Raw genomic sequence first — 13,583 nt, forward strand, 5'->3', positions numbered from 1 at the left:
CGTCTAGTATTCTATATCCCAATATCGGGCGGATGCTTCCTTAAGCGACTCGAATGTACCCGCATCCATCCACCAGCCGGCTAACGTCCGGTAGGTTAATAGACCGGCAGCCGCGTAAAGATTATTCAGATCCGTAATCTCGAGTTCTCCTCTGCTTGACGGGCTGATATTCTCGATTCTCTCGAAAACATCCGAGCTATACATATATAAACCGGTAACCGATAGATTCGACTGCGGCTCCGCGGGCTTTTCTTCTATGTGCTTGATTGCACCGCTAGCATCAAAGACCGGAATCCCGTAACGGTGCGGATCGTCGACTTCCTTAAGAAGCACCATCGCCCCGTCTTGCTGCTGCCGAAAATCATGAATATAAGGCGTTAAATCCTCTTCAAACAAGTTGTCACCCAGAAGAACGAGGAACTTCTCGCCATCCGCAATAAACGGTCTGGCCAGCTGCAGCGCATCCGCAATGCCCCCGGCTCCTTCCTGGATCCGGTATACCAGCGACACCTTCCGGTCTTCCCCGCTGCCGAAATACCGGATAAACGTTTCCGCAGACTGACGGTTCGTGATAATCAGAATCTCGTTGATCCCTGCCCTGCGCAGCGACTCGATACCATGGTGGATCATCGGATGTCTGCCGACCGGCAGCATATGCTTATTGATATAAGAAGTAAGAGGCATGAGCCGTGTTCCGGTTCCGCCCGCCAAAATAACAGCTTTCAAAAGTGCAGCCCTCCTAACCATGTGCAGACTTACAAGGCCATCTCGCGCTTGCGCAGCCGATCCTCGAACCCGCCCCGTTCATCTGTGCATGACAGCAGCCAATAGATCGCCTCCAAATGATCGCCTAAAATTAATCGTTCAAGCGGGTTTTTCCTCTCCCGCTCCGGCCGCGGTTTGTTTATTTTGCCGACATTAACGGTGTGTACGGCCTTCACCTTAAGTCCTTGCTTCACAGCCATCGCGTGGGCAAGCGGAGGGACTGACAAGGCTTCCGCTCCAATCGTATCCAGGCATCTGCGGCTGATCGCATGCGGTACGGCCGTGAACGACATCCCCTTCAGGTCAGGCCTTTGAAGAACGGCATTCAAGGCATGCTTAGCCAGCACGACACTATGAACCTTCGCTTTGCGAACCGGACCGGAATAGTTATTCAACGCCGCGTCTACTCCTTTTTCTCTCACTGCGTAAATGAAAGGACGCAAATTAGCAGCTGATATAACCATATCTCCGTCAATAAACAGCAGTACCTCGCCTTTAGCTTCCAATGCCCCTATCGTTCTCCCAACGTCATGACCAAGAGGCTTCCCGAATTGCAGCACCCTTGCCCCCATCTTTCTAGCAATTGCTATGGAACCGTCTGTAGAACCATTGGCAACGACAATAACCTCCGTACGGGGATGTACCTTTGCCGCTTCGCGAATCACGCGCCCGATGGTCGATTTTTCATTCATAACAGGGATAATGACCGATACGGCCGGATTAGGATGAGGTGCGCGTTTCATCCACTGAATCACCTCGGTTTTACGCCTATTAATATTTGCAAGCATATTGATGCACATCACATAGTATGTATGCAGACTGTTGGCGCAACGGCATTTGTACAACTTCCAAGACGTCTGTCCCCCTCCCAATTAAAAAAGAGGATAGGAGCATAGATTTAGCTCCCATCCTCTATTAAATCTATGAATGTTACCGGCCAATGGCGATCCAGTTCATATATCCCTCAGGCTCAAACGAACCTCTGGAGCGGACAATATTTAGAATGGCGCTGCCTTCGGATTTGCTAAAGACGGATACATAGCATTCCGGATTATCGCAGATGGCGGTAATGGCATAGTCCGTATTGCTGAACGGCTCGTCGAATATAACTTCAATCTCCAGCATCTTCCCTTTTTTGAAGAACGAATACGGGGCAAGGCCGAACTGTTGAATGACCTGACCGGTTCCCGTGGAGCGGATATAGGAAGGCGCCGGTTCCGGCTCTTGCTCCGACTGTTCTTCCGCATCTTCTATGACTGGCGGGAATATCGCCGATACAAGCTCCGGCGCCAATTTATCCAGCGTTATTGCCTCTGTCGCAATATGCCAGCCGCATACGCTGTCTTCCGCCAGCTTCTCTCTCGTTACGCTCTCATTGGCTAGCTTCTCGGTTGTGATGCTCTCATCGGCCAGCTTCTCGGCCGTGATGCTTTCTTCTACCAGCTTATCGCCAGTGATGCTGTTGCCGGCAAGCTTATCGCCCGTCACGCTGCCGAACGCCAGCTTCTCGCGGGTAACGCTGCTATTTGCCAGCTTCCCGGATGTGACGCTATGATCCGCGAGCTTCCAAGTGGTTACACTGTCATCGGCTAGCTTAAGCGTTGTAATGCTGTCATCGGCCAGCTTCTCCGCCGTAACGCTCGCGTCGGCCAATTTGCTGCTAGTCACCGCTTGATCAGCCAGTTTATTGATCGTAACGCTGCCGTCCGCCAGCTTGCTTGCGGTCACACTCTCGTCGGCCAGCTTGCGGCTTGTGATGCTGTCGTCGGCTAGCTTCTCTGCGAGTATGCTGGCATCCTGAAGGATATTTCCGGTAATGGCATCTGCCGCCAGCTTCTCGGCCGTAATGCTTCCAGCCGCGAGCTTCTCGCTTGTAATGCTGTTATCGGCCAGCTTGCTTCCGGTCACCGCTTGATCAGCCAGCTTCTCGCTTGTCACGCTCTCGTCGGCCAGCTTATCGCTGGTCACACTTTCATCAATCAGCTTGCGGCTCGAAATACTGTAGTCGGCAAGCTTACCTGTCGAGACGCTCTCATCCGCCAGCTTGCTTCCGGTGACGGACAGGTCGGCTAGCTTGCTCGTAATAACATTTCCGTCAGCCAGCTTCTCGGAGGTTACGCTCTCCGCAATCAGCTTGCGGCTTGTAATGCTATCGTCGGCCAGCTTCTCGGTTGTCACACTTTCATCGGCTAGCTTGCGGCTTGTAATGCTAGCAGTGGCAAGCTTTTCTTCCGTGACGCTTCCCGCAGCAAGCTTCTCCGTTGTGACGCCCTCATCCGCCAGCTTGCTCCAAGTGACGGCCAGATCGGCCAGCTTGTTGCTTGATACGCTGCCGTCGGCCAGCTTCTCGCCAGTTACACTTTCATCAACCAGCTTCCCGGATGTAATACTGTCGTCAGCCAGCTTCTCGGTCGTGACGCTCTCTTCGGCCAGCTTCTCCGAAGTAATGCTTCCGGACGCCAGTTTGCCAGTCGTGACACTTTCATCGGCAAGCTTATCGCTTGAGATACTGCCCTCGGCGAGGTTCCAGGCCGTGACACTTCCGCCCGCGAGCTTGCGGGATGTAATACTTTCATCCGCCAGCTTCTCGGTCGTGACGCTCTCGCCTGCCAGCTTCCAGGTGGTCACGCTAGCATCAGCCAGCTTCTCATTCGTTACGCTGCCGCCTGCCAGCTTCTCGGTTGTAACGCTCTCGTCCGCGAGTTTACTGCCGGTAACGGCCAGGTCAGCCAGCTTTAGGCCCGTGACGCTTTCGTCCGCCAGCTTGTCGCCGGTCACGCTTTCGTCCACCAGCTTACGGGTCGTGATGCTATCGTCCGCCAGCTTCTCGGTCGTGACACTTTCATCCGCCAGCTTGCTGCCGGTAATGCTGTCTGAGGACAGCTTATCAGCCGTAATGCTTCCGGACGCCAGCTTCTCGCCGGTAATGCTGTTATCGGCAAGCTTGCTTCCGGTAACAGCCTGATCAGCGAGCTTTATGCTCGTCACGCTGCCGCCTGCCAGCTTATCGCCAGTCACGCTTTCATCGATTAGCTTACGGCTCGAAATACTGGAATCGGCAAGCTTCCCGGTCGAGACACTCTCATCCGCCAGCTTGCTGCCGGTGACGGACAGGTCAGCTAGCTTGCTTGTAATGACGCTTCCCTCCGCCAGCTTCTCGGTAATTACGCTTGCCGCGGTCAGCTTTCGGCTTGTAATGCTGTCGTCGGCCAGCTTCTCCGTCGTTACGCTTTCGTCGGCCAGTTTACGCCTTGTAATGCTTTCTGCCGCGAGCTTCTCAGATGTAACGCTTCCCTCCGCCAGCTTTTCCGTCGCAACGCTCTCATCCGCCAGCTTGCTGCCGGTGACAGACAGATCCGCGAGCTTGCTCGTAATGATATTTCCGTCGGCCAGCTTCTCGCTGGTGACACTCTCATCAAACAGCTTGCGGGTAGTTATGCTGTCGTCGGCCAGCTTATCGGTAGTGACGCTCTCCGCTGCCAATTTGCGGCCTGTTACCGCCTGATCGGCCAGCTTGCTCGTCGTTACGCTCTCTTCGGCCAGCTTCTCGGAAGTGACGCTTTCGTCCACCAGCTTGCGGGTTGCAATGCTATCGTCGGCCAGCTTCTCCGCCGTTACGCTGTCGCCTGCCAGCTTCCGGCCAGACACGCTTTCATCCAGCAGCTTCTCGGCCGAAACGCTTTGATCGGCCAGCTTGCTGCTCGTGATACTTCCGTCCGAAAGCTTATCGCTTGTAATGCTTTCAACAGCCAGCTTACTGCCGGTAATACTTCCGTCGGCCAGCTTGCTGCCCGTAATAATGCCATCCGCCAGCTTCCGGCTTGAAATGCTTTCATCCGCCAGCTTATCGCCGGTAATGCTGCCTCCGGCCAGCTTGCTGCCCGTTACGCTTTCGGCTGTCAGCTTATCGCCGGTGATGCTCTCGAATGCCAGCTTCCGGCCTGTCATGCTTGCGTCGGCCAGCTTATCGGCCGTAATGCTGTTATCAGCCAGCTTGTCGTTAGTAATACTGCCTGCCGTCAGCTTGCTTCCGGTAATGCTCTCATCCGAAATCTTCTCGCCCGTGACGCTGTTGTCGGCCAGCTTGCTGCTTGTGATGCTTCCTTCCGCAAGCTTGCCGGTTGTGACGCTCTCATCGGCCAGCTTCCCGGTTGTGATGCTGTCATCCGCCAGCTTATCGGTAACAACGCTGCCGTCAAGCAGCTTGGAGGTTTCGATAATCCCTTCAGCCAACTGCTCCGGCAAAATCGTTTTAGGCTTGAATTCATTAAGAACATCCGCACTCAGGTGATCGAAGGACACCGTGCCTTTCCGAAGATGATAGCTTTGAATGGAATCGGCCTTAATATGCTTGCTCGCAATCGTCTCCAGGCGCAGGTGATCGCCCGATACGGTATCAACTGCCAACTTGGCGGATGTTACCGCGCCGTTTTGCAGCTTGCTTTCATCGATGCTGCCCGGCGTCAGATGCTTCTCCTGAACGGACAACGGCTGGATATGATCGGCATTAACCGATAAGGAAGCCAGCTTGGTTTCCCGAACCGCACCGTCCGCGAGATGCTCCGTTCCGATAATTTCATCCTGCAGGGCTTCCGAATTTACCGCGCCGGCTTGGATATGGGCTTCCCCTACGCTGAGCGGAGCAAGCTTCGCTTCGGTGACTGCTTCATCGGTCAGATGAATGTTGCGAACGCTGCCCTCTACGATATGAATGCCAAGGACGGAATCATTCGCCAAATGCCTGCTTACGACCGCTTCGTTGCCGATATGGCTGGACTGCACAGCGCCGGTTGCCAGCTTAGGCGCCGTTACCGACTGATTAGACAAAGCCTCCGTGCCAACCGCTCCGCCGCGGATATGATCCGCTCCGATAATATCCTCCGTCAGATGCTCGGATTGAATGGAGAGCGGCTCGATATGATTCGATTGAATCGAGAACGGGCGTATTAACTCCGAGTAGATGGAGCCTTCCGCAAGTTTGCCAGCCGTAACGCTGCCGTCTGCCAGCTTGGAAGAGGTTACGCTTGAATCGTTCAGCTTTTCGGTTGTTACCGCATCCTTGGACAGCTTGCTTGCCGTTACGGCCTGGTCGGCAATATGATCCGTGTTCACGATATCGTACGACAGATTCATCTCGGTAACGGACTGATAACCCATATGCTCCGCTTGAATAATACCCGTCTGCAGATGCTCCGACTGGATCGCCTGAAGGCCGATTAATTCTGAATGAATCGAGCCCGGAGCAATATGATTCGATTGCACGCTGCCATCCGCCAGCTTGGAGGAGGTAACGTTCGAATCCGCCAGCTTCTCGCTTGTTACCGATTGGGCAGCCAGCTTGCCGGTTGTCACCGCGTGGTCGGACAAATGCTCCGTTTGTACGCTGCTTTCCGACAAATGCTGCCGCGTTACTGCTTCGTCCGCCAAATGAACGGATTGGATGGCGCCGTCCTCAATATGCTCGCTCGCAATAGAAGAATACTGAAGATGACCGCCATGGATGGAAGCAGGCTGAATCGCATCGGAATTCACCGCATCTTGCGCGATATGCTGTTCGTTGACGCTGCCATCGCCAAGCTTCGAGGCGGTTACGCTTCGCTCGGCCAGCTTGTCGGTTGAAACGGATTCGGGAGCAAGCTTCTGGGAGCCTATGCTATGATCAGCCAGATGATGCGGATGAACAGAGTTCGGAGACAGGTTAAACTCGGTAATCGCACCGTAAGCGATCTTGCCGCTTGTAACCGACAGATCCTGAATGGCATCCGTGCCTACTGCCTGATTGGCGAAATGCTGCTTCTCAATCGCCTTCGGCTTCAAATGCTCGCCGGAGATCGCTTCCGGGGAAATCGCATCCTCGGTTACGGAACCTGCCGAAAAATGATAGGCGCGGAGCGTATCGGGAGCAAGCTTCTGAAACGTAATAATCTCGTTCTTCAGATGACCCGTTTCGATGGCGCCCGCAGCGAGCTTGGAGCTTTTGACCGCGCCATCCGCTATTTTTCTATCCGTTACGGCCTGGTCCGCAAGCTGGTGCGTACCAACCGACTGGTCGCTCAGATGATCGGTCGTAATGGCTTGGGGAGCGATTTTCTCCCCTTTCACAGAGCCGTCCTGCAGCTGCTCCCTGCCTACGGAACCGGACTGCAAATGCTGACGCGACACCACCTGATGGGCAATATGGCGCTGCTCGATCTGGCCGATGGCAATATGATCCGAAATGATGCTGCTGCGCCCGATATGACGGGTTTGCACGGCTTCATTTGTCAGCTTGCTCGAGTTGACGCTTTGATCGACAAGATGCTTGCTCCCAATCTGTCCGGCCACGATATGCTCGCCGGAAACGGTCTCCTGCTGGAGATGACTTGCGTTAACGGCTCCGGGTGCTATCCGCTCGGCGTTTACGGATTGAGGCTGAAGGGCTCCGGTCCCTACCGCTCCTTCCGCCAGATGCTCCTGCGTGATGGCGCCTGGAGCCACGTGCTTCCCCAGGATAGCTCCAATCGAGACATGCTCCGCCAAGAGCAGCCCTTGCTTCAGATGAACGGACTCAATCGTATCCGAGGCCAGCTTGCTGCCTGTAATCGCTCCGTCCCGCAATTTGGAATGAGTAACCGATGCCTCGCCAAGCTTCGAATTCGTAATGGCCTCATTGGCTATTTTTTCCGTGCGGACGGCGCTGTTTTGAATTTTATCCGCAGAGATGGAATGGTTGTCGATCAGCTCTTCCGTGATGATAAACGGCTGAAGATGCCGCGATGTAATCGAGCTGTCCGAGATTTTGCTGGAATCAATAGTCCGGTCGGCCAGCTTCTCCGAGGTGATGCTGCCATCCTGCAGCTTGCTGCCGTTAATCGAGGAATCCACGATTTTATCCCCGGTAATGGAGCTGTTCGAAAGATGGTTGCCCGTAATGGCTAAAGGCGAAACTTTATTGCCCGTTACGGCTCCGGGGGCAAGATGAATATTTTGCACCGCATAATCGGATAAGGTGGAAGAGTTGATGCTGCCCGGACGCATTTTGTCCGAGTCTACCGAGTAAGGAGCAAGCTTGCTGCCTGTTACGGCGCCATCCACGATATCATCCGTATAGATAAACGGAAACGGTTTGTATAGGTCCTGCTTCTCCACCAGTTTGTCGAGCTTCTTCTCATAAGTTGGCTCAAGTCCCGGTACAGATGTTTTTTCTTCCTTCCGCTCCTGCTTCGATTCTTGCCCTTGCGCTTGCTTAGCTTCCGGCTTCGCTTCAGGCTTCGATTCAGGCTTCGATTCCTGCTTAACTTCTTGTTGCTTCAGTTCAAGCCTAGGCTCCTGCTTCAGCTCCGGAATCGGTACGGGATCAGCATCATAAGAAGCGATTTCCTCAATAAGCCGCTCTGTCTCAGCGTCGCTTATTTCAGCCGATGAGGAGGCATCGGCAACAAGGATCAATTCTTCCGTCAATACAGGGATCAAATCCGTCTCCGCTTGCGGGGCTTCTTCCACAGGAGCTATTGCGTTAATGTTCACCGGTCGGTTCTCTGCAGGTTTAGGCTGCGGAACAAGCAGGTTATTATTCTGAACCTTATTCTTTTTGCTTTTCAATTCATCCAGCCACTTTAATTCCGAGGCATTCGGATTATCAACAAAATAACTCGGCTTACGCCCTTTGGTGCTTTTCGACGATTTACCTTTTGTCATTGACCTCTCCTTCTTTCTTCCTCCCCAAAGTTATTTCACTATATGCTCATACCCATGGGCGCGCTACTAACGTTTAGGCAACAAAAAAGGACGGCAGCTCTTAACTGCCGTCCTCCCGGGTATAAGGCGTATGATTCAAGTAGCCCATTTCGTAGCTGATCATCTGCTCCTCCTCATGAGCCTTTTCCTGCACGAGCTGCGAAACCGACTCCGGATCTAAGTTTTCATCACTTAACTCCGGGTTGTCGCTGTATTTCAGGTCCGCTTCATTTCGTTGAATCTTTAACCACCGCTTCGCCGTATGTTCCCATGTGAACAGCTGCTCCACCCGCTGCCTGCTCTTTATCCCCATCTGCCGGCGCAGCGCCGCATTATGGAGCAGGAGCAGGAGCTTGGCAGTCAGCTCGGTTTTGATTTCCGTCTGATTGATGAGAAAACCGGTCTCTCCGTCCTGGATAATTTCCTGCATTCCGCCAGCACGCGTAGCTATAACCGGAAGGCCCGTTGCCATCGCCTCTACATTCACAAGCCCGAACGCTTCCCGCTTGCCCGAAGGCATGACGGCAATGTCGGCGGCCATGAACCAGCCAGGAACTTCCGAATAGGGCACGTACGGCACGAACCGGACATGCTTCTTGTACCGCTCCCCCATCTTTAACAGCTTGCGGGAATAAGCCGTCGTACGGTGCGACCCGTAGAATGGACTTCCGACAATGACGACAAGAAGATCGGGATGGATCTTGATCAGCTTTGGCACGATGGCGAGCAAATGATGCACGCCCTTAAGCGGAATCAGCCTACCGAGGAAAACAACTACTTTTCGGTGGACCAGGCCTTTACGCTCCCTGTGATGTCTTCGCGCTGCCTCCCCTTCCGCCGTATAGCGGGACTGGAAGCGTCTTGTCTCCACTCCCGGATATACGACGCGGAGCTTCGCGCTGGCTTCCGGCACCTTCTTAAGGATCAGACCTCGCAGAAATTCGCTGTTTACAATAATCCGGTCCGCTAGAGCAAAGCTTTTGCGGAGCTGCGTCTCGGAGATGTGTCTCGGACTGATGTAAGTGGAAGAATGAAGATTAAGCCATATTTTGGTTTTCGGGTTGGAATGCCTCAGCTTTATAACATAAGTTGGCCGGTTCTCGACCTGTATAATTTGCGGACCGAATTTCTTGATAGCACGTCCTATATTCGCAACATAAGCGGAACGTCTGGCAGCATGGAATCTTTCGCATACGACGTCATGAACAAGGCTACGGCTGGGCAAATTGCGCCCGGTTTTCCCGTAAATACGAGGCTCAACACTAGGACGCAGCAGAGGAACGAATTTTTCAACAACCCGTTCGACTGAGCTGCTGTTTCCCGATGGAATCGGATAGGCTCCAGGCGTAACGAATGCCACTTTCACAGGCGACATGTCGAAGGAAGGCCTCCTTCGTTATCAATTTGCAGTTAGCATACGCGAGCGATTCCGTTATTGCCACAAGGTTGCGCGGACGCCTATACTATTGATTTGTAGGAATGGTTGTGTCACACTGTTCGGAGGACACCGAAAGGCAAGATGCAAGGAAAGGACGTGAGTGAGCGGGCATGATGGGATGGTTGTTTCAAGCCATGACGGAGCTTAGTTCGCGCAAATGGATATCCAGACTGACCGGCCGCTTCGCGCAATCGAAGGCAAGCCGCGGCTGGATTCCGAGATTCGCCAGCATGTATAACATCAAAATCGAAGAAGCGGAAAAGCCGCTGGAAGCATACAGCACGTTAAACGAATTTTTTACGAGGCGCCTGAAGCCGGGCTCCCGGATTATTCATGAAGAGACTACAGCACTTATAAGTCCGGTGGACGCCTTGATCACGGGGGCAGGACCAATCAAAGACGGTACGATTGTTAACGTAAAAGGACAGGATTATACGATAGAGGAGCTGCTTAACCGCTCTCCGCGAACAGAGCTATACCGCGACGGATACTACATCGTATTGTACCTAAGTCCAACCGATTATCACCGCATACATACCCCCGTAGACGGACGGATTGTCGAGCGGGAGCATGTTCCGGGCAAGGTATACCCGGTTAACGACTTTGGCCTTCGCCGCATGCGCCGCGTCCTCAGCCGGAATGAAAGATTGATTACCTACATCAAACATGCCGGAGGAGAAACGGCAGTCGTCAAGGTTGGCGCCATGAACGTCAGCAGTATTCGTTATGTGGAGCCCATTCGCGACAAAGCCGAAAAAGGCGGCGAGCTTGCCTACTTCGAGTTCGGCTCAACGGTCGTATTGCTCATGGAGAACGATACCTTCATTCCCCGGCAGGATCTTGCGCCCGGATTAAAGGTGAGGATGGGCGAGAAGCTGGGGCAGTTGATTGAGGGGTAAAGAGCAGGCTCATTGCGCGTTAAAAGGCATGCTTATTGCCCGTTTAAAGGCATGCTCATTGCGCATTAAATGTTCTTCCGATCGCCATTGCTCGGGGATTCCTTTGAACAATCCTGGCGGATTGGAATCCCCAGAGCAAAAGCGACCACTTCGTTTCTACAGAATCATTTAATGCTCCAATCGCACTTTTACCCCTAAATCAACTTATAAGGGGTACAGTTAGCCATTTCATTACCCGAAATGGCCCTATATAGAAGAAAGGCGCCGAGGGATTATCCCTGCGGCGCCTTTTCTTGTTATTAACGGATTTCGGATGGGCTTCTGCCCGTGTATTGCTTGAACTGCCTGCTGAAGAAGAAAATATCCCTGTAGCCAAGCGCGTCCGCGACCTCCGTCACGTTCATGCCCTCATACATGAGCAGATGCTGGGCCCGTTCGATTCGTGTCCGGATCATATAAGATTGTACCGACATGCCGATCAGTTCCTTAAACTTTACGGAGAAATACCGCGGAGACAGCTGGGCGCGCATCGCCAAATCCTCAACCCGGTGAGCTACGCTTGGATGCTGCTTCACGTAATTGGCAACCTCTTGAATCGCTTCGGTCAGCTGGTTGCTTCCTTTGCGTTCTACCGGCATCTCCCGGTCCTCGCGCAGCAGATGGATCATCAGCTGCTTAAGCACCAGCAAGGCCTCCTCCTCCGCCGCGTATGTCTCAACGAGAAACAGCCGGACATACCGGGAAAGCAAATATTCGAAATCAACCGTATCCGTCAGCTTCCGGTAACGTTCCGGCACAAACTGCACAGGCTCGCGTACGTCAAAATGAATATAGGTCAGGACAAGGGGCTTTTGTGGATTATGGGTAGCACTCGTGTGGTCACCTGGCCGGAACAAAAAGCAGCTTCCTTTTCCTACCGGATACGCTGTTCCGTTAACTTCCACTTCCCCTTCGCCGCTCCATACATAAAATAAATCATAGTTCGCCATCGGCTTCTCGCGCCGCTGCCATCTCCAGTTTGGTTCACATACGATTTTGGCAATAGGCGGCAATTTAATGTACGAATCCGTAGATAAGTGCAGCATGCGAATCCTCCTAAAAGTTTAACCCCGCTTGCTATTGGTTGAAATGACATGGCAAGCATAATCCAAAGTTTACCAAATAATGCTTTTCGTAATGCCGAAAATTACTTCCCAGACGAATATTAAGGATCTCGCGACGTTTTTCCGAAGCATTTTTCGCGAAATTTCGAGTTCTTGCCGACATCATACAACAGCCTGAAACCCGCACGCAAGCGGGTATTGCCCTCCCGTTTGCACAAAAGTCAAAAAATATTGCATTTTGGTTGGTGTGCTTTGTTAAAAAAATGTTATAATAGCACCCGATAAGCGTTAAATGACGAATTGATTTCCCGGAAGGATGGAATGGAGTCCATGAACCCACTTGCTCAGCAGTTGAATGAGACGCTCAAAGCCGAAAGTCCGAACGTCTACGACATGTTGTCCGCTTTAGGAAAAGCGATTTATTTCCCGAAGGAAGGCATACTCAGCCAATCCGCAGAAGCAAAGGCCAAAGCTAAGAAATTTAACGCCACGATCGGCATAGCAATAGAAAACGGTCAGCCCATGCACCTTAAGGTTATACAAGACACATTGTCCTCGTATGATCCAAAAGATATCTACGAATACGCTCCGCCAGCAGGCAAGCCGGAGCTGCGTTCCGCATGGCGCACCAAAATGGTTAAAGAAAACCCTTCCCTTGAAGGCAAAAAATTCAGCAACCCTGTCGCTACGAACGCATTGACACACGGTTTGAGTATTGTTGCCGACCTGTTCGCCGACGTCGGCGATGCGGTTATCATCCCGAACAAGAACTGGGAGAATTATGAGCTGACATTCAACATCCGCCGCGGTGCCGAAATCGTTGAATACCCGCTGTACAATGAGGATTACCGCTTCAACAGCGCCGGTCTGCGCGAAGCTCTGCTCGCTCAGAAGGACAAAGGAAAAGCGATTGTCATCCTCAACTTCCCGAACAACCCTACAGGCTACTCGCCGGATCCTCAGGAAGGCGATGAGATTGTTGCGGCAATCCGCGATGCGGCAGAAGCAGGCATTAACGTAGTGGCCGTAACGGACGACGCGTACTTCGGCCTGTTCTTTGAAGACTCGCTGCATGAATCGCTATTCGGCAAGCTGGCCGATCTGCATCCGCGCGTACTGGCTGTCAAAGTCGACGGCGCGACTAAAGAAGAATACGTATGGGGCTTCCGCGTTGGTTTCATTACTTACGCTAACCCTTCCGATAAAGCACTGGCTGCTCTTGAGCAGAAAACGATGGGCATTATCCGCGCGACAATCTCGAGCGGCCCGCATCCGTCACAAACCTTCGTCTTGCGCGCACTGCAGTCGGCTGAGTTCGATGAACAGAAAGCGGAGAAATACGAAGTGATGAAAAAGCGCGCCAATAAAGTAAAAGATCTGCTCGACAGCGGACGTTACGGAGACGTATGGAGCTACTATCCATTTAACTCCGGTTACTTTATGTGCCTTAAGCTGAAAGGCGTCTCCGCGGAAGAGGTCCGCACACGTCTCCTGGACGAGTACGGAATCGGAACAATCGCGCTTGGCGAGACCGATCTTCGCGTTGCATTCTCCTGCATTGAGGAGCCGAACCTGGAAGAGCTGTTCGATACGATCTACAAGGCGGTTACCGAGCTGCTCGGTTAATTGCCCTTTATAAATAAAAAACAGCGGTGCAAGGGA

At 52.9% G+C, this 13,583-nt stretch carries 7 protein-coding genes; 2 read left to right on the forward strand and 5 right to left on the reverse strand.

The window, feature by feature from the left end:
• Window positions 1-3: 3 nt before the first annotated feature.
• The 4 genes from PGL01S_RS12725 to PGL01S_RS12740 form a co-directional block, all read right to left on the reverse strand.
• Window positions 4-726 (reverse strand): sugar phosphate nucleotidyltransferase, encoded by a 723-nt coding sequence (locus PGL01S_RS12725; RefSeq protein ID WP_127495005.1) that lies wholly within the window; start codon window positions 724-726, stop codon window positions 4-6.
• Between the two features lie 29 nt (window positions 727-755).
• A complete protein-coding gene (locus PGL01S_RS12730; RefSeq protein ID WP_116393848.1) occupies window positions 756-1,508 on the reverse strand; it encodes a glycosyltransferase family 2 protein in 753 nt (250 codons plus the stop codon).
• 187 nt (window positions 1,509-1,695) lie between these two features.
• Complete coding sequence (locus PGL01S_RS12735) at window positions 1,696-8,442, reverse strand: WIAG-tail domain (protein WP_127495006.1); 6,747 nt, start codon at window positions 8,440-8,442, stop codon at window positions 1,696-1,698.
• Between the two features lie 100 nt (window positions 8,443-8,542).
• Entirely contained in the window at window positions 8,543-9,856 is a 1,314-nt protein-coding gene (locus PGL01S_RS12740; RefSeq protein ID WP_127495007.1) for a glycosyltransferase family 4 protein, read from the reverse strand.
• 173 nt (window positions 9,857-10,029) lie between these two features.
• Here PGL01S_RS12740 and asd point away from each other — a divergent pair, with 173 nt between their 5' ends.
• Window positions 10,030-10,818, forward strand: a complete 789-nt coding sequence (asd, locus tag PGL01S_RS12745; protein ID WP_127495008.1) for an archaetidylserine decarboxylase — start codon at window positions 10,030-10,032, stop codon at window positions 10,816-10,818.
• A 299-nt stretch (window positions 10,819-11,117) separates the two neighbouring features.
• Here the strand turns inward: asd and PGL01S_RS12750 are convergent, their stop codons facing one another.
• Complete coding sequence (locus PGL01S_RS12750) at window positions 11,118-11,903, reverse strand: helix-turn-helix domain-containing protein (RefSeq protein WP_127495009.1); 786 nt, start codon at window positions 11,901-11,903, stop codon at window positions 11,118-11,120.
• A gap of 348 nt (window positions 11,904-12,251) precedes the next feature.
• Here PGL01S_RS12750 and PGL01S_RS12755 point away from each other — a divergent pair, with 348 nt between their 5' ends.
• Window positions 12,252-13,547 (forward strand): aminotransferase class I/II-fold pyridoxal phosphate-dependent enzyme, encoded by a 1,296-nt coding sequence (locus tag PGL01S_RS12755; protein ID WP_116393853.1) that lies wholly within the window; start codon window positions 12,252-12,254, stop codon window positions 13,545-13,547.
• Window positions 13,548-13,583 lie beyond the last annotated feature (36 nt).

This window comes from Paenibacillus glycanilyticus NBRC 16618 (assembly GCF_004000805.1).
In the GTDB taxonomy this organism is placed as follows: Bacteria; Bacillota; Bacilli; order Paenibacillales; family Paenibacillaceae; genus Pristimantibacillus; species Pristimantibacillus glycanilyticus.